The organism is Sphingomonas sp. AP28 (assembly GCF_056680455.1).
On the sequence record NZ_CM155283.1, the window covers coordinates 2,697,816 to 2,723,330 of the forward strand.

21 protein-coding genes and 1 pseudogene are annotated in these 25,515 nt (G+C 65.8%); 12 read left to right on the plus strand and 10 right to left on the minus strand.

What is annotated here, in order from left to right; genetic code table 11:
* Positions 1-2: 2 nt before the first annotated feature.
* From AC1MH0_RS12440 to AC1MH0_RS12450, 3 genes are read right to left on the minus strand one after another with little or no spacing between them, the layout of a single operon-like run.
* Positions 3-1,418 (minus strand): aldehyde dehydrogenase family protein, encoded by a 1,416-nt coding sequence (locus AC1MH0_RS12440; protein ID WP_480963034.1) that lies wholly within the window; start codon positions 1,416-1,418, stop codon positions 3-5.
* Between the two features lie 22 nt (positions 1,419-1,440).
* Positions 1,441-2,871, minus strand: a complete 1,431-nt coding sequence (locus AC1MH0_RS12445; RefSeq protein WP_480963035.1) for an aldehyde dehydrogenase family protein — start codon at positions 2,869-2,871, stop codon at positions 1,441-1,443.
* Positions 2,868-4,406, minus strand: coding sequence for an AMP-binding protein (locus AC1MH0_RS12450; protein WP_480963036.1), 1,539 nt, complete (start codon positions 4,404-4,406; stop codon positions 2,868-2,870). The genes AC1MH0_RS12445 and AC1MH0_RS12450 overlap by 4 nt, the downstream gene beginning before the upstream one ends.
* Before the next feature lie 128 nt (positions 4,407-4,534).
* Between AC1MH0_RS12450 and AC1MH0_RS12455 the strand changes: the two genes are divergently transcribed.
* Together AC1MH0_RS12455 and AC1MH0_RS12460 are read left to right on the plus strand one after the other, a co-directional pair.
* The gene (locus AC1MH0_RS12455; protein WP_480963037.1) at positions 4,535-5,530 is read left to right on the plus strand and encodes an NAD(P)H-dependent flavin oxidoreductase; all 996 of its coding nucleotides are present in this window, start codon (positions 4,535-4,537) and stop codon (positions 5,528-5,530) included.
* 66 nt (positions 5,531-5,596) lie between these two features.
* Positions 5,597-8,092 (plus strand): TonB-dependent receptor, encoded by a 2,496-nt coding sequence (locus tag AC1MH0_RS12460; RefSeq protein ID WP_480963038.1) that lies wholly within the window; start codon positions 5,597-5,599, stop codon positions 8,090-8,092.
* A 218-nt stretch (positions 8,093-8,310) separates the two neighbouring features.
* On the opposite strand, the gene kce is transcribed toward AC1MH0_RS12460, so the two are convergent.
* Positions 8,311-9,234, minus strand: coding sequence for a 3,5-dioxohexanoate:acetyl-CoA acetone transferase (gene kce, locus AC1MH0_RS12465; RefSeq protein WP_480963039.1), 924 nt, complete (start codon positions 9,232-9,234; stop codon positions 8,311-8,313).
* 22 nt (positions 9,235-9,256) lie between these two features.
* Positions 9,257-10,492 (minus strand): acetyl-CoA hydrolase/transferase C-terminal domain-containing protein, encoded by a 1,236-nt coding sequence (locus tag AC1MH0_RS12470; RefSeq protein WP_480963040.1) that lies wholly within the window; start codon positions 10,490-10,492, stop codon positions 9,257-9,259.
* 155 nt (positions 10,493-10,647) lie between these two features.
* Between AC1MH0_RS12470 and AC1MH0_RS12475 the strand changes: the two genes are divergently transcribed.
* From AC1MH0_RS12475 to AC1MH0_RS12485, 3 genes are read left to right on the plus strand one after another with little or no spacing between them, the layout of a single operon-like run.
* Positions 10,648-11,100, plus strand: a complete 453-nt coding sequence (locus tag AC1MH0_RS12475) for a MaoC family dehydratase (protein ID WP_480963041.1) — start codon at positions 10,648-10,650, stop codon at positions 11,098-11,100.
* Complete coding sequence (locus tag AC1MH0_RS12480) at positions 11,097-11,969, plus strand: HpcH/HpaI aldolase/citrate lyase family protein (RefSeq protein ID WP_480963042.1); 873 nt, start codon at positions 11,097-11,099, stop codon at positions 11,967-11,969. The genes AC1MH0_RS12475 and AC1MH0_RS12480 overlap by 4 nt, the downstream gene beginning before the upstream one ends.
* The gene (locus tag AC1MH0_RS12485) at positions 11,969-13,138 is read left to right on the plus strand and encodes an acyl-CoA dehydrogenase family protein (protein ID WP_480963043.1); all 1,170 of its coding nucleotides are present in this window, start codon (positions 11,969-11,971) and stop codon (positions 13,136-13,138) included. The genes AC1MH0_RS12480 and AC1MH0_RS12485 overlap by 1 nt, the downstream gene beginning before the upstream one ends.
* Before the next feature lie 155 nt (positions 13,139-13,293).
* Here AC1MH0_RS12485 and AC1MH0_RS12490 read toward each other — a convergent pair whose 3' ends face one another.
* The 5 genes and pseudogenes from AC1MH0_RS12490 to AC1MH0_RS12510 all read right to left on the minus strand — a co-directional run bounded on the left by AC1MH0_RS12490 (position 13,294) and on the right by AC1MH0_RS12510 (position 17,190).
* Positions 13,294-13,863 (minus strand): MarR family winged helix-turn-helix transcriptional regulator, encoded by a 570-nt coding sequence (locus AC1MH0_RS12490; RefSeq protein WP_480963044.1) that lies wholly within the window; start codon positions 13,861-13,863, stop codon positions 13,294-13,296.
* Positions 13,864-13,944: 81 nt separating this feature from the next.
* A pseudogene (locus AC1MH0_RS12495) lies at positions 13,945-14,886 on the minus strand (SMP-30/gluconolactonase/LRE family protein).
* Positions 14,883-15,782: an SDR family NAD(P)-dependent oxidoreductase gene (locus tag AC1MH0_RS12500; protein WP_480963045.1), complete on the minus strand. Its 900-nt coding sequence runs from the start codon at positions 15,780-15,782 to the stop codon at positions 14,883-14,885. The pseudogene AC1MH0_RS12495 and the gene AC1MH0_RS12500 overlap by 4 nt, the downstream one beginning before the upstream one ends.
* A gap of 51 nt (positions 15,783-15,833) precedes the next feature.
* The gene (locus AC1MH0_RS12505; RefSeq protein WP_480963046.1) at positions 15,834-16,217 is read right to left on the minus strand and encodes a DUF6285 domain-containing protein; all 384 of its coding nucleotides are present in this window, start codon (positions 16,215-16,217) and stop codon (positions 15,834-15,836) included.
* Positions 16,192-17,190 (minus strand): phosphotransferase family protein, encoded by a 999-nt coding sequence (locus AC1MH0_RS12510; RefSeq protein ID WP_480963047.1) that lies wholly within the window; start codon positions 17,188-17,190, stop codon positions 16,192-16,194. The genes AC1MH0_RS12505 and AC1MH0_RS12510 overlap by 26 nt, the downstream gene beginning before the upstream one ends.
* Positions 17,191-17,327: 137 nt before the next feature.
* On the opposite strand from AC1MH0_RS12510, the gene AC1MH0_RS12515 reads away from it, so the two are divergent.
* From AC1MH0_RS12515 to AC1MH0_RS12545, 7 genes are all read left to right on the plus strand, one after another.
* Positions 17,328-18,245: an SDR family NAD(P)-dependent oxidoreductase gene (locus AC1MH0_RS12515; RefSeq protein WP_480963048.1), complete on the plus strand. Its 918-nt coding sequence runs from the start codon at positions 17,328-17,330 to the stop codon at positions 18,243-18,245.
* Complete coding sequence (locus tag AC1MH0_RS12520) at positions 18,245-19,699, plus strand: OB-fold domain-containing protein (protein ID WP_480963049.1); 1,455 nt, start codon at positions 18,245-18,247, stop codon at positions 19,697-19,699. Before AC1MH0_RS12515 ends, AC1MH0_RS12520 begins: the two co-directional genes overlap by 1 nt.
* A complete protein-coding gene (locus tag AC1MH0_RS12525) occupies positions 19,692-20,888 on the plus strand; it encodes an acetyl-CoA acetyltransferase (protein WP_480963050.1) in 1,197 nt (398 codons plus the stop codon). The genes AC1MH0_RS12520 and AC1MH0_RS12525 overlap by 8 nt, the downstream gene beginning before the upstream one ends.
* Positions 20,885-21,943, plus strand: coding sequence for a phosphotransferase family protein (locus tag AC1MH0_RS12530; RefSeq protein WP_480963051.1), 1,059 nt, complete (start codon positions 20,885-20,887; stop codon positions 21,941-21,943). The genes AC1MH0_RS12525 and AC1MH0_RS12530 overlap by 4 nt, the downstream gene beginning before the upstream one ends.
* Before the next feature lie 79 nt (positions 21,944-22,022).
* Positions 22,023-22,820, plus strand: coding sequence for an enoyl-CoA hydratase/isomerase family protein (locus AC1MH0_RS12535; protein WP_480963052.1), 798 nt, complete (start codon positions 22,023-22,025; stop codon positions 22,818-22,820).
* Positions 22,821-22,832: 12 nt separating this feature from the next.
* Positions 22,833-24,377, plus strand: a complete 1,545-nt coding sequence (locus AC1MH0_RS12540; protein WP_480963053.1) for a long-chain-fatty-acid--CoA ligase — start codon at positions 22,833-22,835, stop codon at positions 24,375-24,377.
* Entirely contained in the window at positions 24,377-25,459 is a 1,083-nt protein-coding gene (locus AC1MH0_RS12545; protein WP_480963054.1) for a Zn-dependent alcohol dehydrogenase, read from the plus strand. The genes AC1MH0_RS12540 and AC1MH0_RS12545 overlap by 1 nt, the downstream gene beginning before the upstream one ends.
* Positions 25,460-25,515: the final 56 nt, after the last annotated feature.

Consider the following 25,515-nt stretch of genomic DNA (forward strand, 5'->3'; position numbering starts at 1 on the left):
GCTCATCGCATGGCGGCGGCGGTGGCATAGGGCGGGTGGAAGGCGGCGATGACGTCGCCTTCGCCGCGGACGAACACGCCGCGCGGGTTGGAGAATTCCCGGAAGCCCTCGACGCCGTGGTGGCGACCCATGCCGCTGTTGCCGATGCCGCCGAAGCCGAGCGTGTGCAGTGCGCCCTGCATCGCGCAGCAGTTGATCGCGAGGCCGCCCGAGATCGTCTGCTCGCCGACTTGGGTCGTCGCGGCCTCGTCGCCGAAGACGTACAGGCCGAGCGGGCGCTCACCGGCGTTGATGAAGGCGATCGCGTCGTCCAGCGTGTCGTAGGGGACGACCGGCAGGATCGGGCCGAAGATCTCCTCGCGCATTACCGCGAGGTCGGCGGGCGGATCGATGACGATCGACAGCGGCATGCGGCGGGTCGCGCGATCGATAGCGCCGTCGGGTTCGGGTTCGACAACGCGGACGCCGGCGGCGCGCGCGTCCTCGATCATGGCGAGGATCCGATCGAGATGCCGGTCGGAGACGATGCCGGTGCAGTCGGCGCTGCGCGAATAGCTGGGGACCGTCTGGCGGACGTGATCGGTCGCGCGTGACACGAACGTCTCGAGCTCGTCGCGCTGGATGAGGACGTAGTCGACCGAGATGCACATCTGGCCGTTCTTGATCAGCTTCGTCCCGATCACGTCGGCGACGGCCGCCTCGGTTGCGGCACCCGGAGCAAGGAGCGCCGGGCATTTGCCGCCGAGCTCGAGCGTCACCGGCACGAGGTTGCGTGCGGCGGCCATCATCACCTGGCGTCCTACCGCCGGGCTGCCGGTGTAGAGAAGGTGGTCCCAGCGTAGATCGGTGAAGGCTCTGGCGAGATCGAGCCCGCCTTCGACTACCGTGACCAGATCCGGGTCGAACGTCGCAGCGATCATCTCGGCCATCAGCCCGGCGCAGGCGGGGGTATATTCGGACGGCTTGATGATCGCGCGATTGCCGGCGGCGAGCATGTCGACGAGCGGACCGATGCCGAGGTCGAACGGGAAGTTCCAGGGGACGATGTTGCCGATCACGCCCCTGGGCTGGTGACGGATCAACGCGGTGGCCGAGCCGAAAAAGGCCGCGTCGACGTCGCGCGGCTCGGGTGCCATCCACGTGTCGAGATGCGCGATCGCATGCGCCGCGCGACCGACCGGGCCGAGCACCTCGACCATGCGCGACGCGGGTTCGGGGTGGCTGCCGAAATCGGCCGACATGGCGGCGACGATCCGGTCGCCATACGCCATCATCATACTCATGACCGCCTCGAGATTGGCCTTGCGGGTGTCGCGGCTGGGGTAGGGATCACGCAGGAACGCCTGCTTCTGCGCAGCGAACCTGTCGTGGAGCGCGGCGATGGTCGCCGTGTCGTCGGTTTGTTGGGGAGTCGACACGGCGATGTCCTTCGGATCGAGTTCAAGCGGCGATTGGCGCAGCGACGGATTTTTTGCTGACCGCGACGGTCTGCGCGTTGGTGTAGGCGAGCAGGCCATCGAGCGCGGATTCGACGCCGACGCCGGACGATTTGTGACCGCCGAACGGGGAGTGTGCGAAGATCGCTTGCGCCTGGTTGATGAAGACGTTGCCGGTATCGAGCAGCGAGCCAATCTCCAGTGCCTTCTCCGCATCGCCCGACCAGACCTGCCCGCCGAGCCCGTACGGGGAATCGTTGGCGCGACGGACGACGTCGGCGATGTCGTCGAACTTCAGGAGCGGCAGGATCGGGCCGAATTGCTCTTCGGCGACGATCCGCGAATCCTCAGGCGGATTGTCGATCAACGTCAGGGGAAGGAAGTAGCCGGGACGATCCATCGCCTTGCCGCCGACCAGGAACTTGTACCCGTTGGTCTTCGCATCCTCGATTAGTTCGACCACACGGTCATATTGCGCCGCGTTCTGCATCGGGCCGAACCGCGTGCCTTGTTCCGCGCCGTCGCCGACTTTCGCAGCGCGGGCGAGGTCGGTCAGCGCGGCGGCGAACCGGTCGTAGATGTCGGCGTGGATGTAGAGTCGCTTCACCGCGACGCAGATCTGGCCAGAATTGCCGAAGGCCGCCGCGAACACCTGTTTGGCGACGCGGTCTACATCGACGTCGGGCAGGACAATCGCCGCGTCGTTGCCGCCGAGTTCGAGCGTCACGCGCTTAAGTGTGGCGGACGCGCTCTCCATCACCTTGCGGCCGGTCGCAGTGGACCCGGTGAAGCTGATCTTGTCGATACCCGGATGCGCGGTCATTAGCGGGCCGAGCGCGTCGCCGCCGCTGATCACGTTGAACACGCCTGCGGGCAGGATGTCGCGTGCGAGTTCGCCGATGCGCAGCGTGGTGAGCGGCGTGAACGGCGATGGCTTCAGGACGACGGTGTTGCCCGCGACTAGCGCCGGCGCGGCCTTCAGCATCGCGAGGATGACGGGGAAGTTCCACGGGGCGAGTGCGCCGACGACACCGATCGGCGTGCGACGCACTTCGACCCGGCGGTCTTCGCTGTCCTCGGTCACCTCGACGGGAATCGCCATCCGGCCGAACACCTTGCACCAGTGTGCGCCACCCAGCACGTCGCCGAGCGCGTCCTGATGCGGCTTGCCCTGTTCCTGCGTAAGCAGGCGCATGAGCTCGTCCTTGTGCTCGGCGATCGCGGCGCCGAGCGCGAGGATCATCGCCTGGCGCTCGGCGATCGGTGTCGCGCGCCAGCCGGGGAAGGCCGCACGCGCGGCGGCGACGGCGGCGTCGAGCTCGGTCGCACCGCAATCCGGTGCCTCGTCGACCACCTCTTCGGTCGCGGGATTGATCACGGTCAGGTGCGTGGACGTGTCGACGGGCTTGCCGTCGATGGTGGCGGTAAAGGTCATGCGGGTTCCTTCGGAGTGGCGCGATGGTCGTCGATCAGGCGGCGGCGGAGCAGCTTGCCGTTGGGATGGCGGGGGAGTGCGTCGGTGAACCCGATGCTGCGCGGCGCCTTGAAGCCGGCGAGATGCACGCGACAATGCGCGATTAGGTCGGCTTCGGAGGGTTTTGGCGCGGCCGGCAGGAGCTGGACGATCGCGCGGACCTGCTGGCCGAAATCATCGTCGGGTATGCCGATCACCGCGGCGTCGGCGACCGCAGGATGCGCCGCGAGGACGTTCTCGATCTCCTGCGGATAGATGTTGACCCCGCCCGACAGGATCAGGTCGGCGCGACGATCCGAGAGATAGAGATAGCCGTCGTCGTCGAGATGGCCGACATCGCCGTGCGTGCCCCAGCCTTGCGCGCTGAAGGTCGCCGCGGTCTTGGCCGGATCCTTGTGATAGTCGAACGGTACGGGGTTCTCGAAATAGATCGCGCCGACCTCGCCATTGGGCAGCTCGGCGCCGGTTTCGAGATCGAGGATGTGGATCGCGCCGGTGCGGCTGCGGCCGACCGATCCGGGATGTGCGAGCCACTCCGCACTGTCTATCGCGGTGAAGCCGGCCCGTTCGCTGCCGGCGTAATATTCGAAGACGATCGGGCCGAACCAGTCGATCACCGCGCGCTTCACGTCCGGCGGGCAGGGAGCGGCGGCGTGGACGAGCACACGCAGCGACGACAGGTCGTATCGCGCCTTCACCGCATCCGGCAGGCGCAGCATGCGGATCAGGTGCGTCGGCACGAACTGCGCGTGCGTCACGCGGTAGCGCTCGATCGCGGCGAGTGCGGTCTCGGCGTCGAAGCTGGGCATCATGACGATCGTCCCGCCGTTGACCAGCACGGTCCCGGTGAAGCCGATCGGCGAGGCGTGATAGATCGGCGCGGGTGACAGATAGACCGTGTTCTCGTCGATCGCGTACGTCTCGCGCAGCATCCGTTCGAGGCTGTTGGGCGTGCCGAAGCGGTCGTCGGTCAGGTCGCGCAGGATGCCTTTGGGCTGGCCCGTGGTGCCGGACGAATACAGCATCGATCCGCCGTCGCGTTCGTCCGCCAACGGACTTTCGGAATGCTCCGGGAGCGCGTTCGCGAAATCCGAGAATCCATCACGATCCGCGCCGACCGCCAGCCGCACCGCGATACCGGGGAGCCCGTCGCTGGCCTCACGCGCGAGATCAAGCAAACGGGCGCTGGTGATGATCGCCCGCGCGTCGCTGTTCTCGACGACGTAGCGGATTTCGGCGGGCGTCAGATGCCAGTTGACCGGCACGAAGAACATGTTCGCACGGCGCACGCCCCACATCGCGACGAACCAGGCGAGATCGTTCTCCATGATCACCGCGACTCGGTCGCCATCGACGAGGCCGTTGGCACGCAGCAGATGCGACAGCCGGACCGACTGCGCTTCGAGATCGGCATAGGAAAGCACGACGTCGGTATCCGACATGATCGCTGCCGTCCGCTCGCCTGTCTGCTCACCTCGGGGGGCGTTGTCAGTCATGCACTCTCCTGATCCAAATCTAGACACCACCCGAACTGTACGCAAACGAATTATATTGATCATCACCACAAACCGCGCAATAACCCGTACGCAAGCTATCCAATGAGGTGGCGGCGAAGGAGGGTCGAATGCTGAAGACGCGCTTCACCGAATTGTTCGGTGTCGAACACCCGATCGCGCAGGGTGGCATGCAATGGGTCGGTCTCGCACCGCTCGTGTCCGCGGTCGCCAATGCCGGTGGCCTGGGCTTCCTGACCGCGCTGACGCAGCCGTCTCCCGAGGCGCTGTCGCAGGAAATCGCCAAGACCCGCGCGCTGACCGACAAGCCGTTCGGCGTCAATCTGACCGTGTTCCCGACGATCAACGCGCCCGATTACAACGGCTATGCGCAGGCGATCATCGACGCCGGCATCACCATCGTCGAGACAGCGGGAACGCCCGCGGTCGCCGAGCAATGGGCGATGTTCAAGGCGGCGGGGATCAAGGTGATCCACAAATGCACATCGGTCCGCCACGCATTGTCCGCGGAGCGCAAGGGCGTCGATGCCGTGTCGATCGACGGCTTCGAATGTGCCGGGCACCCGGGCGAGGACGACATTCCCGGCCTGATCCTGATCCCGGCGGCGGCGAACGTGCTGAAGATCCCGATGCTGGCGAGTGGTGGCTTCGGCGACGCGCGCGGCCTGGTCGCGGCGCTCGCGCTGGGGGCGGACGGCGTCAATATGGGCACGCGGTTCTGCGCCACGCAGGAGGCGCCGATCCACGAGAACTTCAAGACCGCAATGGTCGAGAACGACGAACGCGCGACCGACCTCGTCTATCGCAGCTATCGCAATACCGCCCGCGTCGCGCGCAACCCGATCAGCCAGCAGGTCCTGGAGAACGAGCGCGCCGGCAAGCCGTTCGCGGACATCGCGCATCTGGTCCGCGGCGTGCGCGGCAAGGAGGGGCTCGACAGCGGCGACACCACCCACGGAATCTGGTCGGCGGGCATGGTCCAGGGGCTGATCGACGACGTGCCGACGGTGCGGGTGCTGATCGACCGGATCATCGGCGAGGCGGAGGACATCATCCGTAATCGCTTGATCGGGATGCTCGAGCGGGAGGCCGCGTTCACCGACTGAGACGACGACACCACACATCCACAAAGCAGCCCGGCATAGAATCGGGCGAAAGGGAGGATCATGATCGTGAAGACCTTGTTCGCATCGGCATCGACCACGGCGCTCGTCGCGTCGATGGCGTGGAGCCTGCCTGCCGTGGCGCAGGTGTCGCCCGCGGAAGTCCCCGCGCGCGCCACGTCCGGCGCCGACCCTACGCAGAACGCGGACGACCAGAATTCGACCGCCGCGCCGACTTCGGCAAATGCGGCGGACGGCGTCGCCTCGACGACGCAAGTGGGCGACATCATCGTGACGGCGCAACGTCGGGCTGAGTCACTCTCGCGGGTCGGCGTGTCGGTTACTGCGCTGGGGGCGGAGCAGCTCGTCCGGCAACAGGTCAACGATCCAACCGACCTGGTCGGGCTGGTGCCCGGATTTCAGGCTACGTCGAGCTATGGCGGCGCGACCGTCTACACGTTGCGCGGGATCGGCTTCAACACGCGCAACCCGTCGTCGACCGCACCGATCGGGCTGTACCTCGATCAGGCGGCACTGCCCTATCCGTACATGGCGCAGGGCGTGTCGTTCGACATCGACCGGGTCGAGGTGCTGAAGGGGCCGCAGGGCACACTGTACGGCCGCAACGCGACCGGCGGTCTGATCAACTACGTCACCGGCAAGCCGACCTCGACGTTCAAGGCCGGACTCACGTTCGAGGCGGGCAATTACCAGACGGTCAACGCCAGCGGTTTCGTCAGCGGGCCGGTCTCCGACAGCGTCCGCGTCCGCGTCGCGTTCGACAGCCAGAACCGCAACCAGGGCTGGCAGAAGAGCGTCACGCGCAACGAGCGGATCGGCAAGATCCACCAATACGGACTGCGCTCGACGATCGACATCGGCAATGGCGGGCCATTCACCGCGACGCTGACCGGGACTGCCTGGGCGCGCTATGGCGACAGCCTCGTGCCGCAGGCGACGTTCTACATCTATGGCGGTCGCCCGGTGGCGAACCCGCTGACCGCGGCGAGCATCATTCCGAACCCGACCAGGAACACGCAGGCAGACTGGAATTCGATCGGCAACCAGCCGCAGGCAGATATCGGCATCCTTCATCCGGGGCCGCTGACCGACTCGCGGTTCGGTGCGGGCTCGGTCAACCTCTCCTATGCGTTCACCGATACGATCAGGCTGGTGTCGCTCAGCAGTTACAACGAACTGCATCACCGCGACGTGTCGGATGCGGGCGGCGTGCAGACCGAGAGCATTTTCCAGGACACGACCGGGCGGATTCGTTCGGTGTCGGAGGAATTGCGGCTGGTCGGCGAGTCCGATCGGTTCAACTGGTCGGTCGGCGGCTATTTCGCGGACGATCGCGCGACAGAGCGGGACATCGGGTATAACGACCAGAACGGGCAGATCGCGACGCTCCGCGGCCTCGCGCAGATCCTGCCGCAGAACCGCTACACGCCTGCACAGCTTCGCCGCAGCTTCGGCAATTACGACGTACGCGGAGAGATTAATTCGAACGTCTATGCGGGGTTTGCGAACGCGGAATACAAGTTCAACGACCTGTTCAAGCTGTCGGCGGGCGGGCGCTACACCAACGACAAGCAGGATTTCGAAGGGTGCGTGCGCGATTACCGCGGTGGCAACGTCGCGCTGGTCAATACCGTCTATCCGATCCTGACGCGGACGGGGGGCCGGTACGACTTGCAACCCGGACAATGCTATACGCTGGCGACCGATCTCACCCGGTTCGTCGACATCGTAAGGCGCAACCAGAGCGAGACGAACTTCTCGTGGAACGTCACCGGCACCGTGACGCCGAGCAGCACGACGTTGCTCTACGGGTCGGTCGCGCGCGGCTACAAGGCGGGGGTGTTCCCGATCTTCGCAGCCAGCGTCGAGACGCAATTGAATCCGGTGCAACAGGAAGAGCTGACGTCGTACGAGGTCGGCACCAAGCTCGGCCTGTTCGACCGGCATATCCAGCTGAACGTCAACGGCTTTTATTACGACTACAAGAACAAGCAGATCTTCGGCCGCGTGACCGATCTGATCTTCGGCACGCTGTCGCGCATCCGCAACGTGCCCAAGAGCCGCGTCTATGGTTTCGAAGGCGACCTGACGTGGCGGATCGTTCCCGCGCTGACCTTCTCCGCATCGGGCGCGTACCTGAATTCGAAGATCCAGAGCAGCTTCCCCGACTTCACCGAACTGGGCACCGCGACCAATTTCCAGGATCGCCCGTTCGCCTACACGCCGAAATACCAAGGCACGTCGACGCTGGCCTATGATGCGCCGCTGACCGGCAACCTCAGCCTCAACGCGTCGGGGACGGTGATCTACCAGAGCAAGACCAACGCCGACTTTGCCGGGCTCGACCAGTTCCGGATCAAGCAGCGGACGCTGGTCAACGGCACGCTGGGGATCGGATCGACCGATGGCTGGGAAATCTCGCTGTACGGCAAGAACCTGTTCAACAAATATTATTGGACTGGGGTGACGTCGGCAATCGACACGATCGTCCGCTATCCGGGCATGCCGCGCGAATACGGCCTGCGCACCAGCTTCAAGTTCTGAGGTCCCCCGTGGGGCGGTCGTTCCGGCGACTGCCCATTTTTTTGCGCGCCGTCGGCATACCTAGCGAGCTCGGCCTACAACCGTCTCACAAATTCTCCGTCATCCCGGGCTTGTTCCGGGGGGCCACCCTTCCGCAAACCCAATGCTATCGACTCTGCGGAGCCGTGGATGCCGGAACGAGCTCGGCATGACGAAGAGGGGCTGAACGTCGATCCGCGTTAGAAGGCGACGCGGTCGGCGCCCTTCAATTGCAGGATCGCGCGGGCCTCGTCCGGGGTGGCGATTTCCAGGCCGAGGCCCTCGACGATCTGGCGGACCTGGCGCACCTGTGCGGCGTTGCTCTCAGCGAACTTGCCGCGGCCGATCCACAGCGAATCCTCGAGGCCGACGCGGACGTTGCCACCCATCGCCGCGCCCATCGCCGCGATCCCCATCTGGCTCTTGCCTGCACCCAGCACCGACCAGTGATAGTCGTCGCCGAACAGCCGGTCGGCGGTCCGTTTCATGTGCAGCACCTCGTCGGGATGCGGGCCGATCCCGCCGAGCAGGCCGAACACCGTCTGGATGAACAGCGGCGCCTTCACGAGCCCCTCGGTATAGAAATAATGCAGATTGTGGAGGTGGCTCGTGTCGTAGCATTCGAACTCGTAGCGCGTGCCGGTCTCGTTCAGCGTCTCCAGCGCGTAGCGGATGTCCTTGAAGCTGTTGCGGAAGACGAGGTCGTGGCTGCCTTCCAGCATGTCGGGCTCCCACTGGTGCTTGAAGTCGGTGAACCGCTTGAGCATCGGGAACAGTCCGAAGTTCATCGAGCCCATGTTGAGGCTCGCGACTTCCGGTTTCCAGACCGCGGCGGGGCGGACGCGTTCCTCGACCGACATATAGGGAGACCCGCCGGTCGTCAGGTTCACGACGACGTTGGAGGATTGCTTGATGATTTTCAGGAACGGTTCGAACGCCTCCGGGCTCTGGTCGGGACGGCCGTCCTCGGGGTCGCGCGCATGGAGATGGACGATCGCGGCCCCGGCCTCGGCGGCGCCGAGCGCCGCATCGGCGATCTCCTGCGCCGTGACGGGCAGATAGGGCGACATCGACGGGGTGTGGATCGATCCTGTGACGGCACAGGTGATGATTACCTTGGCCATGGTTGGCTCCTTCGGGCTGATGTCAGGGGGACCCGTCGCGCCATGCGCGGGCGAGTGTCTCGCGGTGATCTGGTGCTGCGACCGCGACCAGCGCCGCGGCGCGTCCGTCGTGGGACAGTCCGCGCAGGTCGGCGGCACCATGTTCGGTGACGACGATATCGATATCCATCCGGCCGAGCGATACGGGGCCGCGGCCGGTGCCGGGGGCGATGATCCGGCTGCTGGTCTTGGCGGTGCTCGGCAACGCGACGATCCGGACGCCGCCCGCGGCACGCGCGCCACGCGCGCCACGGGCGAAGTCGGTGGCGCCACCTGAACCGGAATTCCAGCCGTCGTCCGTCGCTTCGGCGAACGCCTGACCGTAGAGATCGACCGCGATCGCCGCATTCACGGTGACGAAGCGCGGAATGCGCGCGAGTATTTCGGGGGCGTGCGTATGTGAGACCGGATGGAAGCGGATGCCGCTGTCGGGCAGCGCATCGTACAGCCGTCGCGTCCCGATCGCGACGCCGGCGGTGACATGCGCGCCCTCGGCGATCGCGCCGCAGTGCAGCATGTCGAGCACCGCGTCGCCGATCAGACCGCTATGGATATGCAGGTCGCGACGGTCGGCTAGAAGTCGCAGAACTGCACCCGGAAGCTTGCCGAGGCCGGTCTGGATGGTCGAGCCGTCGTCGATCAGCGCCGCGACGTGCCCGGCGATCGTAAGACTGACCGGGTCGGCGCGGCCGTCGGGGGTTTCGGGCAACGCGGCTTCCCCCTCGATCACGGCATGGATCGCCTCGAACGGAATGGCGGTCGGGCCCGATGTCGGTGGTAGCAGCGAGTTGATATGGGCGATCCGACGCGGGATCGACGGCCAGATATCGGCGAGGAAATCGACGGTCGGGCCAAAACTGCACATGCCGTTCGCGTCCGGTGGCGACACGCTGAACAGCGCAGCGTCGATCGGCGTTTCGCGCAAGTGGGACAGGATATCGGCGTAGCAGAACGGCAGGAACGTCACCGAATTACCGGCCGCCTTCAGTTCAGGCGTCATGAAGAACGTCTCGAAGCGGCACGCGGGATTGGCGAGCCAGTCGTCGCGGTTGATGCCCGGAACCTGGATGCCGGTGAAGGTCATCGCGCCCAGCGCTTCGCCAGCGATTGCAACGGCTTCGGCCAGGATTGACGATTGTGCCGAGCAGCCCTGCACGAACGTCCTCCCTCCTGGTGGCAGGACCGCAGCGAGATCGGACATCGTGAACCGGGTCGGCATCATGGGCGCAAGCTAAGCGATACGGGCCGACGCGACAAGTCGTGATGATAATAACGATATGCTTGCTTACTGATGCGGGAGCGATAGAAAGGCGGGCGAGGATCGGCGACCGGAAACAGCGTGGACTGTCCGGCGCGTGAGCACAGGAGAGCAGGATGCCCGGACTATGGTTCGATGATTTCGAGGTCGGTCACGTTTTCGACCATGAGGTTCGGCGCACCGTGACCGACATGGATAACATGCTGTTCTCGTCGCTGACCTATAACCCGGCGGCGATCCACATCGACCATGCCTATGCCGCGACCACCGAGTTCGGGCGTCCGCTGATGAACTCGATCTTCACGCTGGGCCTGGTGATCGGGTTGAGCGTGCAGGATACGACGTTCGGGACGACGGTCGCCAATCTCGGCATGACCGATACGGTATTTCCGAAGCCGGTCTTCTCGGGCGACACGATCCGCAGCCGGACCGAAGTGAAGGCATTGCGGCCATCGACGTCGCGGCTGGGGCAGGGGATCGTCACGTTCGAGCATGTCGGGCTGAACCAGCAGGACGAGATCATATGCCGGACGACGCGCGCCGCGCTGATGATGGCGCGGCCGGCATGAGGCTGAGGTCGCTGCTGTTCGTCCCCGGCGACAGCGAGCGCAAGTTCGCCAAGGCGCAGCTATGCGGTGCGGATGCGCTAATCCTCGACCTCGAGGATTCCGTCGCACCGACGGCGAAGGATGCCGCGCGCGCGCATGTCGCGAGCCTCCTGGCGAACGGCGGTGCGCGCGACTGGTGGTTTTTCGTGCGGGTGAATCCGTTCGATACCGGGCTGACGCTCGCCGACTTGGCCGCGGTTGTGCGCGCTGGCCTCGACGGCGTCCTCGTTCCGAAAGTCGACTGTGCCGAGGACGTCGTCCGCATCGGCCATTATCTGGATGCGTTCGAGCAGGCGGCCGGCCTGCCGATCGGAACCGTGAAGGTCGGGGTCGTCGCGACCGAAACGCCGCGCGCGATGTTCGCGCTGGGCTCCTACACGCCCGCGCATTCTCGACTGGTCGGGATGACCTGGGGTGCGGAGGATCTCGCGGCGGCTATCGGCGCGACCGACAACAAGGATACGGGGGGCGACTGGACGCTGCCCTACCGTGTCGCGCGCGCGCAATGCCTGTTCGCGGCGGCCTCCGCCGGGGTGGCGCCGATCGATACGCTGTACGCGGATTTTCGCGATACCGACGGTTTGGCAGCGGACTGCCGTGAAGCCCGACGCGACGGTTTCACCGGGCGGATCGCGATCCATCCCGATCAGGTCGCGACGATCAACGCGTGTTTCAGCCCGTCGGACGAAGACCTCGCGCATGCCCGCCGGATCGTCGCGGCTTTTGCTGCGGAACCAGGGGCGGGAACGCTCGGGATCGACGGGAAAATGTACGATATTCCGCATTTGAAGGCAGCCCGGCGCACGCTCGCCGCGGCAGGAGAGGCATGATGGACCAGCGACACGAGAGCGACGATCTGGCTGCGATCCGCGAGGGCGTGCGATCGATCGTCACGCGCTTCGACGACGAATACTGGCTCGCACGCGACGAGGACGGCGTCTTCCCCCGCGACTTCCACCGGGCGATGGCGGACGGCGGCTGGCTCGGCATAACCATGCCTGAAGCTTACGGCGGCGCGGGGCTCGGCGTCACTGAGGCGGCGGTGATGATGCACGAGGTGGCGAGCCACGGCGGCGGCATGACCGCGGCGTCGGCGGTCCACATCAACCTGTTCGGCCCGCATCCGATCGTCGTGAAGGGGACGCCCGAGCAGAAGGCACGCTGGGTGCCGCGGCTGATCGCTGGCGACGACCAGGTGGCGTTCGGCTTCACCGAACCCGATGCCGGGCTCAACACCACGCGGATCAAGACCTTCGCCGAGAAGGTCGACGGCGGGTATCTGGTGAAGGGGCAGAAGGTCTGGACCTCGACCGCGCAGGTCGCGAACAAGATCATGCTGCTGACGCGGACCACGCGGTACGAGGATTGTGCGCGGCCGACCGACGGCATCACGATCTTCTACACCGACCTCGATCGCACCAAGATCGATGTCCACAAGATCCCGAAGATGGGCCGCAAGGCGGTGGATTCGAACGCGATCTTCATCGACGGGCTGTTCATACCCGACGAGGATCGGATCGGCGAGGAGGGGAAGGGCTTCAGCTACATCCTCCACAGCCTGAACCCCGAACGTATCCTGATCGCCGCGGAGGCGATCGCGATCGGCCAGGATGCGCTCCGCCGCGCCGCCGCCTATGCGCGCGAACGGGTCGTGTTTGACCGGCCAATCGGCCAGAACCAGGGGATTCAGCACCCGCTTGCCGAACGCTGGATGTATCTCGAATCCGCGTGGCTGATGGCGATGCAGGCGGCCAAGCTGTACGATGCCGGGCTGGCCTGCGGTGCGGAGGCGAACAGCGCAAAATTCCTCGGCGCGCGCGCGGGTCACGACAGCTGCTGGCAGTCGATCGCGACGCATGGCGGCTTCGGCTACGCGAAGGAATATCATGTCGAGCGGCTCTACCGCGAGGTCGCCGTAACCCGCCTCGCACCGATCACCGAGCAGTTGATCCTGTCGTTCGTCGCGGAGAAGGTGCTCGACCTGCCGAAGAGTTATTGAGCGGTTCGGCGTCTACTGCTGGATCCTCCCCCGCCAGGGGGAGGTGGCACCGAAGTTGACGGAGGGGGAGGACGCGGAACAGAGGTTGCCCTTACCTCCCCCTCCGTCTGGCAAGCGCCAGCCACCTCCCCCTGGCGGGGGAGGAATGAGCTTTCCTATTCGGCGGCGACCGGTTCGGCGGCGGACTTGCGGCGCTTCTTGGGCACCGTGGAGGGCAGCGGGTCGGCGACCGTCTCGTCCTTTAGCGCGGCGCGGATGTTCGCCTTGGTGCGCGCCAGCACATCGGCAGCCGCCGCGAGCTCTTCGTCGGCAATCCCGTCGAACAGCGTATGGTCGAGGTCCTCGCTGACCTTCACCATATGGTCGATCAGTTCGAAGCCCTTGGGCGTGATGAAGATGCGCTTCACCCGGCGATCGACCTTGTCGGCCTGACGGAAAACCAGCCCCGCTTCCTCGAGACGGTCGATCAGGCCGCCGACCGACACCTTGCCGGTTTCGAGGATCCGCGCGAGTTCCGTCTGGATCATGCCGTCGTCGGCATGGCGCGAGATATTGCCGAGCGCCCACCACTGCGCGCGCGTGATACCGAGCGGTTTGAGCGCCGAATCGAAGAAGGTGCGACGCATCCGCGACACGTCGTGGATCAGGAACCCGAACTTCTGGTGCGGCGTCGCTGGACGCATGGACTGTACCTTCACGCTGCTTACCGTAAGCAATCGCACCATGCTGCAATGCGGTCAAGCGAAGGGGGCGGTCAAGCAACGGGGGCGGTCGAGCAAAGGGGGGTGGTCAAGCGACGCCGGCAATTACTCCTGATGTGCCAGCCGCAGTCCAGGGCACGGCCAACGTGTTTTGTAGAGCTTGCCTGTGCTCGACGCGGTGATCCACGCGTCCGTCATGTCGGGCCCGCCGAAACAGATGTTGGTCGTGGCCAGATCGGGGACGGGATAATGCGTGGTCGTGCTCCCATCCGGCGCGAATGCGGTGATGCCGCCGTTGATGAGCGTCGCGACGCAGATGTTGCCCGAGGAATCGACCGCGAGGCTGTCGAGCAACTGGTACCCGGGAAGCGGACCGAGGACGTCGCCTGGCGTCCAGATAGTGCGCGACGCGCTGATCTCGCCGGGCGCGACGATGGCATGGCACCAGACGCGGCTGGTCACGGTCTCGGCGAAATAGAGCCGGTCGCCGTTAGGGGACAGGCCGATGCCGTTGGGGCTGTGCAGGCCGCCGCGGACCTTGCGGATGCCCGAGCCGTCGGCGTGCGCCTAATAAATGGTGCCCGCATCGTGTCCGGTCGGCAGCGTGCGGCCCATGTCGGTGAACCAGAAACCACCCTGCGCGTCGAACACCAGGTCGTTCGGGCTGTTGAGCGGCTGGCCGTCGCACGTCGTGTAGAGCGTGGTGATCGCCCCGGTCGCAAGGTCGACGCGCTGGATCGAGCCGCCGACATAGTCCTCCGCGGCGCCGATCGGGATTCCCGCGCCGTCGGGGAGATCGACGAACGCCATGCCGCCGTTGTTGCAGATATAGACCGCACCGTCGGGACCGATCGCAGCACCGTTGGGACCGCCTTCGAACTGTGCGACGACCGAATAGCTGCCGTCCGCCGCGATCCGCGAAAGCCGCTTGGCTCGGATCTCGACGAGCAGGACCGAACCATCCGCCATCGCGATCGGCCCCTCGGGGAAGCCCAGCTCTTCGGCGACCAGCGTCAGGTCGAGCGTGCCCGTAAGATGCTCGGTCACGGGTTCATGACCGTGTCGCGGTCCATGCCGGCGTTGGGACGCGCGGCGTCGAGGATTGCGTTCATGCGGGGGCCGATCTCGGTCGGGTCCTGCGAGGCGTCGGTCGTCGGGCCGTGCTGCCACCCTTCCGCGACACCGAAGCCGTAACCCCAGGCTTCGAACACGCGGCCGCTTACATGCGCGGCTTCAGGGCTGGCAAGCCACGTCACCAGCGCGGCGATCCAGTCGGGCGATCGTTTGGCGCGTTCCTCGTCCGTCCACTCGCGCAGGCCTTCGGTCATCCGCGTGTTCGCACGGGGCGCGACCGCGTTGACCGTCACGCCGATACGCTGAAGCTCGCGTGCAGCCACGATCGTGAACGCGGCGATACCGCCCTTTGCCGCGGCATAATTGACCTGGCCGATATTGCCGAAGATCGCCGAATGCGAGGTGGTGTTGATGACCCGTGCATCGACGGGTTCGCCGGCCTTGCTTTTCAGTCGCCAGTGGTTCGCGGCGTGATGCGTCGGTGCGAATGTCCCCTTGAGATGGACCTTGATCACCGCATCCCATTCGTCCTCGTTCATGTTGACTAGCATGCGGTCGCGCAGGATGCCGGCGTTGTTAATCAGGATGTCGAGCCGGCCGAACGTATCGACGGCGTTGGCGATCAGCGCTTCGGATGCCTTCCAGTCGGAGACGTCGGCGGTATCGATGATTGCCTCGCCGCCCGCCGCGCGGATCGCCGCGACGACCTCTTCCGCGGGTGTCGTGTCGCTGCCCGACCCGTTTGCCGCCGCGCCCAGATCGTTGACGACGACCTTCGCGCCGTGCTTCGCGAGCATCTCGGCATAGGCCCTACCGACGCCGCGACCTGCGCCGGTGACGACGGCCACCCGGCCTTCGCATAACCTCATCATCGTCTCCCATCTATCGTTGCTTGCAGCGTATCGTACGCTGGCGAACTATCAAGGGACTTTTCGCGGATATTCCGGGCGATCGACGGCGAGCTTGGCGAGCGTGGTACGCCAGAGATGTGCAGCGACCACCGGATCGTCGATGGAGAGGAGGCCGGTTCGAACGCGGTCTGCCAATTCCGCGTTCAGATCCGGGAGCGTACCGCCGCCGCATTCCAACAGCGTGCACAGCTCGTCGAGTTCGGTCATTGCATCCGTCGAACGCCATTCGCGTGCCGCGAGGCGAACGAGGCTGGCGGCGATCCGGGCTTGATACGCGGTCGCTCCTTTCAGCTCGGGAACGATCACGTCGCGCAGCAGATCGCCGACGGCATCGAGTATCGCGGCGGGATCGGGCGCGTCGTGCATGTCAGGTGTCTCGCGGCGCAATGGCATGGAGGAGCTCGATCTCGGCTTCGGACGCACGACGACCGATCGCGGCGCGTTCGATCGCGCTGCGATCCCGTCGGAAATCGTCGGCCATGAGCATGCAGGTCAGGCCCCAGCGGAGCATGCCGCGGATCTCCCAGAACCGAACGCGGACCGGATCGACCTGTCGCCCGGTGGCGTGCGTGTAGGCCGCATACAAATCTTCGCGCTGGCCGAAGCCGCCGACCGGGCGATCGAGATGATCAAACCGCCATACGGGCATGCAGAGCCAGCCAAGATCTTCCATCGGGTCGCCGAGATGACACGCCTCCCAGTCGAGGATCGCGCTGATCCCGGTGGGTTCGAGCAGAAAATTGCCGGTGCGAAAATCTCCGTGGACGAGGCGTGGGTTACTAGGCGTAGGACAGTTCTGCTTCAGCCAGATCAGTGCGACTTCGAAGACCGGGCGCGGTTCGCTGAAGCTGCGAAGCAATGTTTCGAGCGCAACGATCGAGTCGACCGGCGTGCGTGTTGCGAGCGGCGGGAGCATGTCGATCGGCGTGTCGTGGATCGTCCCGAGAATCGTGCCACAGGCGTTGGCGAGGTGAGGGCGGATCGCGGCGAAATCCGGATGATCGACGATCCTGCGACCGAGCGCCTCGCCTGGCATGCGTGTCGCGATGAAACCCTGTCCCAGCCGATCGTCGGGAGACAGGACATGCACGATAGTCGGCACCGGAACGCCGACCGCGCGCACCGCCTCGATCACGGCAGCTTCCGTCTCGAGCCCGGCGGTTTCCATCCGCGCGCCAAGGTCTGTCTCGGGCGAACGGCGCAGGACATAGCTTCGGTCGCCGACGTCGAAGGACCAGAGTTCCTGGCTCGCACCGCCGGTCAGCCGGACGGCGTTCGTCGCAGGGCCGCCAAGGGTCCACCGGGCGAGCGCATCGATCCGCTGCTCGACCGCGCCGTTTTCGGGAGAGAGCGGCGCGTCCGTCATATCCCGATCAAACAGGTAAGCTTCATTATCGTCAACATTATTATAGTTCATGCTTGACGGTATGGCTCATCGATCCATAAGCAGATTGTACGCAACCGTCCTATCTGGAGAGACGGGGTACAGGAGAGCAAGCGGACATGGCGAGGATGCTGGACGGCAAAGTGGTGATCGTCACCGGCGGCGGACGCGGTGTCGGTCGCGGAATCGCGCTGGAGGCTGCGCGGGCCGGCGCGGCGGTGGTCGTCAACGATCTGGGCGTGTCGCCGGGTGGCGATGCGTCGGACGAGGCTCCGGCCGCGCAGGTCGTCCGCGAGATCGTCGAGGCCGGAGGGCGTGCCATTGAGAACACCGACAGCGTCGCGACCTACGAGGGAGCGCTTAGGATTGTGGCGTGCGCGATGGATCATTTCGGGCGCGTCGACGGGGTCGTCAACAACGCGGGTATCCTGCGCGACACGATCTTCCACAAGATGGATCCGGACGATTTCGACCTCGTGATCGACGTGAACCTGAAGGGGCCGTTCTATGTCGCGCGCGCCGCTGCGCCGCAGATGAAGGCACAAGGGTGCGGCGCATTCGTCCACATGACGTCGAGCTCGGCGCTGATCGGCAATCTCGGCCAGGCCAATTACATGGCGGCGAAGATGGGCGTGGTCGGTCTGTCGACCTCGATCAGCCTCGACATGGAGCGTTTTGGCGTCGTGTCGAACTGCATCGCGCCGTTCGCGTGGACTCGGATGGTCGGCACCATTCCGAACGAGACGCCCGAGCAGAAAAAACGTGTCGAGGGGCTGATGACGATGGTGCCCGAGCGGATCGCCCCGCTCGCGGTCGCACTGATGTCCGATGCGGCGCGCGCCAGCGTCAACGGCCAGATCTTCGGCGTGCGTAACAACGAGATCTATTTCTTCAGCAAGACGCGCCCCGTCCAGATCATGCACACCGCCGACGGGTGGACGCCCGAAAGCGTGCTCGACCGTGCGATCCCGGCATTTTCGCCAGCCTTCCTGCCGCCGACCAAATCGGGGCAGGTGTTTTCGTGGGATCCGGTCTGATGGCGTACGGGATCACCGGGTTCGGCGCTTACGTGCCGCGGCTCAGGATCGAACGCGCGGCGATCGCGGCGGCGCATGCGTGGATGAACCCGTCGCTCAAGGCGGGCGGCAAGGGCGAGCGCGCGTTCTGTAGCTGGGACGAGGACGTCGTGACGATGGCGGTCGAGGCCGCACGCGACTGCCTTGCCGGCCGGCCGCGCGATGCGATCTCCGCGATCAGCCTGGCGTCGACCACCTTTCCCTATGCCGACCTGTCGAATGCGGTGATCGTCGCATCGGCGCTGGGGCTGGATCACGATACGCGGGCCTCGAATGCTGCGGGATCGCAGCGCGCAGGGACGACCGCGTTGATCCAGGCGCTGGAAGCGGCGGATGGCGACGGCCTGATCGTCGCCAGCGAAAAGCCGCGTGCGTTGCCGGCGAGCGTCGCGGAGATGCAGACGGGGGCGGGGGCTGCGGCCGTGACGACGGGGAGCGAGGGCGTGATCGCCACTTTGCTCGCGGCGACCTCGCGGCAGGCGCATTTCGTCGATCGGTTTCGCAGCGCGGACCAGCCGTCCGACTATGCCTGGGAGGAGCGGTGGATCCGCGACGAGGGCTATGCCAAGCTGGTGCCCGAAGCGGTGAAGGCGGCGCTCGCCGTGGCAGGCGTAATGGCGGCGGATGTCCAGCACCTGATTCTGCCGGCACCGGTGCGCGGGATCGCCGCGACGATCGGCAAGCAGATCGGGTTTGCAGGGACTATCGCGGGCGCGTTCGAGCCGGCGATCGGCTATTGCGGCGTCGCGCACGGGTTCCTGATGCTGGCGGAGACGCTGGCCGTGGCTAAATCGGGCGAGCGTATCCTGATGATCGGGTTCGGGCAGGGCGTCGACGTCCTGCTGTTCGAGGCGACCGACCTGTGCGGCCGGCCGACGGCGGCGCGCGGTGTCGCGGGGGCGGTGGCCGACAAAATCGTGACGCGCGATTACCTGCGGATGCTCAGCTTCTACGACCAGATCACGCTTGACTGGGGGATGCGCGGCGAGAAGACCGGCAAGGCGGCGCTGACCGAGCAATACCGGGTCTCGGACCAGCTCGACACCTTTACCGGCGGCAAGTGCGCGGTGTGCGGCACGGTGCAGTTCCCGGTGCTCGCCTATTGCGTCAATCCGGCATGCAACGCGCCGGCCGACAAGCTCGCTCCGATCAGCCTTGCCGACGAGCGGGCGACAATCTTCACGGTGACGTCGGACTGGCTTTCCTATCACCCCGCACCGCCGCTCGCCGTCGGGTTCGTCGCGTTCGACAATCATGCGCGGCTGCTGATGGAGATCGTCGACGCGGCCCCCGAGCAGCTCGAGACGGGGACGCCGCTCCGCATGGTCTACCGGATCAAGGAGCGCGACAAGGCACGCGGCTTCAACCGTTATTTCTGGAAAGCGACGCCCGTCGCGGAGACGCATCATGGCTAGTGGCATCAAGGACAAGGTCGCGATCCTCGGCATGGGGTGTTCGAAGTTCGGCGAACGCTGGGACGCCGGCACGCACCAGTTGCTGGCGGAGGCGTTCGACGAAGCGCTGGCGGATGCGGGGATCGAGCGCGGCCAGATCGATGCGGCCTGGTATGGGTCGGCGCTCGATTCGGTGAACGTCGGCAACTCGGCGATCCCGGCGGCGGTCGCCCTGAGGCTCGACGGCATTCCGGTCACGCGGCTGGAGAATATGTGCGCGACCGGTACCGAGGCGTTGCGCGGTGCCGCCTATGCGGTGGCGAGCGGCGCGTGCGATATCGCGCTGGCGATCGGTGCGGAGAAGTTGAAGGACACCGGCTATGGCGGCTTGCCGTCGCCGTACAAGGGTACGTTCAACGATCTGTGGCTGCCGCTCGGCTCGGCACCGGCCGGGTTCGCGCAGCTAGCAGCGGGATATCGCGGCAAGCATGGCACGAGCCGCAAGGATCTGAAGCAGGCGATCGCGCACGTCTCGTGGAAGAGCCACCAGAACGGCCAGCACAGCCCGAAGGCGCATCTGCGCAAGGCGGTGTCGATGGAGCAGATTCTGGCGGCGCCGATGATCGCCGAGCCGCTTGGGCTGTTCGATTGCTGCGGCGTATCGGACGGCGCGGCGTGCGCGATCGTGACGACGCCCGAGATCGCACGCGCTTTGGGGAAGCGCGACCTGGTAACGATCAAGGCGATCCAGCTGTCGATCAGTTCGGGTACCGAGACGACGATGTCCGACTGGGACGGCAGTTACGTTCGCAACACGCGCAACGCGGCCAAGCGCGCCTATGCCGAAGCGGGAATTGACAACCCGCGCGAGCAATTGTCGATGATCGAGGTGCATGACTGTTTCTCGATCACCGAATTCGTGACGATGGAGGACCTTGGCATTTCCGCCGAAGGCCGCGCGGCAATCGATATCCTCGACGGGTTCTACGACGCGGACGGCGGCGTTCCTTGCCAGATCGATGGCGGACTGAAATGCTTCGGTCACCCGATCGCGGCGTCGGGGCTGCGGATGGCATACGAGACGTACACGCAATTGCTCGGGCGCGCGGGCGAGCGACAGTTGAAGGACCCGTCGCTCGGGTTGACGCACAATCTTGGCGGCGTGCCGTATCAGGGGATCGCGGCGATCTCGATCCTCGGACGGTTGTGAGCGGCGTCGGCGCGCTCGATCGCGTCGGTGCGGTCTGGGGCGGGCATGCGTTCGACCGCGCGGCGCTCGAAACCTATTGCCAAGGCGTGCTGGACGGGTTCGTCGGCCCGCTCGAGATCGCCGAATTCCACGGTGGTGCGTCGAACCCCACCTTCCTGCTGACCGATACCGCGACCGGCGCGCGCTATGTCCTGCGCAAGAAGCCGCCGGGCGAATTGCTGCCCAGCGCGCATGCGGTCGACCGCGAATACCGGATTATGGCCGCGTTGGGCGATACCGCTGTGCCGGTGCCCGAGATGCTCGCCTATTGCGACGATCCGGACGTGATCGGTACGCCGTTCTACCTGATGCCGTTCCTGGAGGGGCGGATCTACAAGGACAACCGCTTCGCCGACATGACCCGTGACCAACGGGCGGCGGCGTATGACGCGATTGCCACGACGATGGCCGCGCTGCACGCGGTCGATCCGACCAGCGTCGGGCTTGGCGATTTCGGGCGGCCGGGCAATTACTTCGAGCGTCAGATCGCACGCTGGTCGCGCCAGTATCGCGACGCGCAGACCGACGACATCGCCAGCATGGAGCGCGTCATGGCGGCACTGCCGATGCGTATTCCGGCGGACGAACGGGTCGGGATCGTTCACGGCGATTTCCGGCAGGAGAACATCATGTTCGCGCCCACGGAGCCCGCGGTGATCGCGCTGCTCGATTGGGAGCTGTCGACGCTCGGCGCGCCGCTGGCGGATCTCGGCTTCTTCTGCCTCTTCTACCACGCCGACTTCATGCACTGGGGCAGCAGCAAGACGATCGACTTTGCCGCGACTGGCATTCCCACCGAAGCCGAGTTCGTGGCCGCCTATTGCGCGGCGAGCGGGCGGGCGGGGATCGACGATTTCGAGTTCTATCTCGGCTTTTCCGCGTTCCGTTTGGCGTCGATCGCGCAGGGTGTGCACAAACGGACGCTGGCCGGCAACGCGCGCGCGCTGCACGATGGCGGCAACGGCGCCCGCGACTGGGCCGACCTTGCCGAAAAACTGCTCGAGGGTCACAAATAAAAAGAACGCTTGCGAACTATATGTAGGCGTTGTTGTATGCAGCCAGAGCGGAATACCGCTGCCGAGCTTGGAGAGATGCATGGCCGACTATCTCATTGCGGACGTGACCGACGGCGTCGGGTCGCTGGTCATCAACCGCCCCGAGCGCCGCAACGCGTTCACCGCCGAGATGGCGCAGCAGATGACGGAGATCGTCCACCGCTTCGAACGCGACGATGCGGTGCGCGCGGTGCTGATCCGCGGCGAGGGCGAGACGTTCACGGCGGGCGGTGATGTCCACGGCTTCCACGACGCGCTGACCGCGGATCGGTTCGGCCACGCGTCGGGCATGGAGCGGCGGATCGTCAGCGGGCATCTGACCTTCCACCGACTGCGGCGGATGCCGAAGCCGGTCGTGGTCGCCGCGCAGGGTATCACCGCGGGAATGGGGATCAGCCTGATGTGTTGCGCCGATTTCGCGCTGGCGGCGGACGATGCGCAGTTCACGCTCGCCTATCGGCATATCGGGCTCAGTCCGGACGGCGGAGTGAGTTATTTCCTGCCGCGGATCGTCGGCGAGCGCCGCGCGCTGGAGATCACGATGCTGGGCGAGCGGTTCACCGCGGCGCAGGCGGTCGAATGGGGGCTCGTCAACCGGACGTTCCCCGCGGACAGCCTGAAGGACGAGGCGATCGCGTTCGCGCGCAAGCTGGCGCGCGGGCCTACGCTGGCGATGGGGGGTGCCAAGCAGCTGATCCGTCAGTCGCTAGAGTCGACCTGGGACGAACAGTCCGCCGCGGAGGCACGGACGCTGTCCGACATCGCCGCCAGCGACGATCATCTGGAAGGCGTCACCGCGTTCGTCGAGAAACGCCGGGCCGCGTTCACCGGCCGCTGAGGGAGACGCGAGATGCGCGCTGAGGATTATGTCACGCTCGCCGATGTCGTGCGACCGATCGGGCGCGCGGTCCGCGACAAGACCGCGCTGATCGTCGAGGATCACGCGTTCAGCTATGCGGAGATCGACCGCCGGACGTCCATTTTGGCGAACCAGCTCGTGCAGGCTGGCGTGAAGCCCGGCGGCCGGATCGCCGTGCTGTCGAAGAACAATGCCGGTTTCGTCGAACTAATGTTTGCCATCGCCAAGGCCGGCGCCGTGCTGGTGCCGCTGAACTGGCGCCTGTCCTCGACCGAGATCGCCTACATCGTCGGCGACTCCGCGCCCTCGATGCTGTTCATCGAACGCGGACTGGAGGGCCTCGTGCCAGCCGACGCGATCGTCGGGCGAACGGTGATCGGGTTCGCGGACACCGCGTTCGATCTGGACGGCGCTGCGTCCGACGAGGAACCGGGCGTCGTCGTTGACCCTGACGATGTCGCGATGCTGATCTACACGTCGGGAACGACCGGGCACCCCAAGGGCGCGATGATCACGCACCGCAACTTCATCCGGCATTGCGGGCTCGATGCGCCCGAGACGCCGCCGTGGTGGGGCATTTCGCGCGACGAGATATGCCTCGTCGTGTTGCCTCTGTTCCATGTCGGCGGGCTGGAATTGCTGTTGCGGCCGCTGTTCACCGGCGCGACCGTCGTGCTGCACCGCGAGTTCGATCTCGAGCGCATCCTGACCGATATCGGCCGCCACAAGGTGACGATGACGGGCCTCGTCCCGACCGCGCTGCAGATGATGCTCGCGCATCCGAAATCGGCCGAGGTGGACTTCACCAGCCTCGACAAGTTCCTGTACGGCGCCGCGCCGATCCCGGTCGGCTTGCTGAAGGAAGGGCTCGACCGGATGCGCTGCGACTTCGTCGGCACGTACGGCATGACGGAATCGAACGGCGTGATGGCGATGCTGGCACCGGTCGATCACCACGACCGCGATGCCGACCGCTTGCGCTCGACCGGCAAGCCGACCTTTGCGACCGAAGTCCGGATCGTCGACGACGAAGGCGCAGACCTGCCGGCGGGCGAGATCGGTGAGATACTGGTCCGCGGATCGGGCGTCATGAAGGGATATTGGAACCGACCCGACGCGACCGCGGAGGCGATCGATGCCCATGGCTGGCTGCGCTCTGGCGACGCGGGCTATCTCGATGCGGACGGGTTCCTGTATATCAAGGACCGGGTGAAGGACATGATCTGCTCGGGCGGCGAGAACATCTATCCCGCCGAAGTCGAGAGCGCGATCTATGGCCATCCGGCGATCGCCGAGGTCGCCGTGGTCGGCGTGCCGCATGATCGCTGGGGCGAATGCGTCCACGCGGTCGTCGTCGCCAAGCCGGGCATGGTCGTCGATGCGGACGACGTGCTCGGCTGGGCGCGCGCGCGGATCGCCAGCTACAAGCGGCCCAAGACGCTCGAGGTGGTCGACATGCTGCCCAAGAACGCGGCCGGAAAAATCCTGCGACGCGCGGTGCGCGATCGCCTTAAAACCTTGCCGGAGACTGTGTGATGAAAGCTGCCGTCCTGTTCGAGCGCGGCCAGTCGCTCCAGATCGAGGAACTAAGCGTCGATACGCCCGGCCCGCGCGAAGTGCTGATCCGGGTCGCGGCGACCGGCGTATGCCATTCCGACCTGCACATGGCGGACGGATCGTTCCCCGCGCCGATGCCGGCCGTGCTCGGCCACGAGACCGCGGGTGTGGTCGAGGCTATCGGCGATGAGGTTCGCGGGCTGAAGGTCGGCGATCATGTCGTTACCTGCGTCTCGGGCTTTTGCGGTCATTGCCAGGATTGCGTGACGGGGCACCTCTCGATCTGCCAGGTCAAGGAGATCGACCGGCCGCGGGGTGCGACGCCGCGGATGACCAACGCAGCAGGCAAGCGCGTCCATCAGGTCGGCGGGCTCAGCGGGTTCGCCGAGATGATGCTGGTGCATGAGCGATCCTGCGTCGCGATACGCCGCGACATGCCGCTCGATCTCGCCTCGGTGATCGGCTGCGCAGTGACGACCGGATACGGCGCGGTCGTGCATACCGCACGGATCGAGGCGGGATCGACCGTCGCGGTGATCGGCTGCGGCGGGGTCGGGTTGATGATCGTCAACGCAGCGTTGATCGCCGGCGCCGCGCGGATCATCGCGATCGACCGGGTGCCCGAGAAACTCGCGCTGGCGCAGACGATGGGCGCGACCGACATCATCGACGGATCGAGTGGCGACGTCGTCGAGATGGTCCGCGAACTGACCGGCGGGGGCGTGCATTACAGCTTCGAGGCGATCGGACTGAAACCGACCGTCGAACAGGCGTTCCGCATGCTGCGGCAGGGCGGGACGTGCACCGTCGTCGGCGTCGCGCCGATCGGCACCAGCTTCGATATCGGCGCAATGGACTTGCTTATGGAGCGCAAGTTGCAAGGCTCGTTCATGGGGTCGAACCATTTCCCGGTCGACATGCCGCGGCTGGTCGATCTCTATATGCAGGGGCGGTTGAAGCTCGACGCGCTTATTTCTGCGCGTGTTCCGCTGACCAGCATCAACGATGCGCTGGCGGAACTGAAGACGGGAAAGCTCGCACGGTCGGTGGTGACGTTCTGACTTCCCTTTAATCCTCCCCCGCAAGGGGGAGGTGGCAGGCACTTGCCTAACGGAGG

Coding starts and splice junctions, on each gene's coding strand:
- AC1MH0_RS12470 (WP_480963040.1), bottom strand. CDS start 10,492: ATGCCGACCCGGTTCACGATGTCCGATCTCGCTGCGGTCCTGCCACCA.
- AC1MH0_RS12490 (WP_480963044.1), bottom strand. CDS start 13,863: ATGGTGCGATTGCTTACGGTAAGCAGCGTGAAGGTACAGTCCATGCGT.
- AC1MH0_RS12500 (WP_480963045.1), bottom strand. CDS start 15,782: ATGAGGTTATGCGAAGGCCGGGTGGCCGTCGTCACCGGCGCAGGTCGC.
- AC1MH0_RS12485 (WP_480963043.1), top strand. CDS start 11,969: ATGGACCAGCGACACGAGAGCGACGATCTGGCTGCGATCCGCGAGGGC.
- AC1MH0_RS12445 (WP_480963035.1), bottom strand. CDS start 2,871: ATGACCTTTACCGCCACCATCGACGGCAAGCCCGTCGACACGTCCACG.
- AC1MH0_RS12455 (WP_480963037.1), top strand. CDS start 4,535: ATGCTGAAGACGCGCTTCACCGAATTGTTCGGTGTCGAACACCCGATC.
- AC1MH0_RS12475 (WP_480963041.1), top strand. CDS start 10,648: ATGCCCGGACTATGGTTCGATGATTTCGAGGTCGGTCACGTTTTCGAC.
- AC1MH0_RS12525 (WP_480963050.1), top strand. CDS start 19,692: ATGGCTAGTGGCATCAAGGACAAGGTCGCGATCCTCGGCATGGGGTGT.
- AC1MH0_RS12505 (WP_480963046.1), bottom strand. CDS start 16,217: ATGCCATTGCGCCGCGAGACACCTGACATGCACGACGCGCCCGATCCC.
- kce (WP_480963039.1), bottom strand. CDS start 9,234: ATGGCCAAGGTAATCATCACCTGTGCCGTCACAGGATCGATCCACACC.
- AC1MH0_RS12540 (WP_480963053.1), top strand. CDS start 22,833: ATGCGCGCTGAGGATTATGTCACGCTCGCCGATGTCGTGCGACCGATC.
- AC1MH0_RS12510 (WP_480963047.1), bottom strand. CDS start 17,190: ATGACGGACGCGCCGCTCTCTCCCGAAAACGGCGCGGTCGAGCAGCGG.
- AC1MH0_RS12520 (WP_480963049.1), top strand. CDS start 18,245: ATGGCGTACGGGATCACCGGGTTCGGCGCTTACGTGCCGCGGCTCAGG.
- AC1MH0_RS12545 (WP_480963054.1), top strand. CDS start 24,377: ATGAAAGCTGCCGTCCTGTTCGAGCGCGGCCAGTCGCTCCAGATCGAG.
- AC1MH0_RS12535 (WP_480963052.1), top strand. CDS start 22,023: ATGGCCGACTATCTCATTGCGGACGTGACCGACGGCGTCGGGTCGCTG.
- AC1MH0_RS12450 (WP_480963036.1), bottom strand. CDS start 4,406: ATGACTGACAACGCCCCCCGAGGTGAGCAGACAGGCGAGCGGACGGCA.
- AC1MH0_RS12515 (WP_480963048.1), top strand. CDS start 17,328: ATGGCGAGGATGCTGGACGGCAAAGTGGTGATCGTCACCGGCGGCGGA.
- AC1MH0_RS12480 (WP_480963042.1), top strand. CDS start 11,097: ATGAGGCTGAGGTCGCTGCTGTTCGTCCCCGGCGACAGCGAGCGCAAG.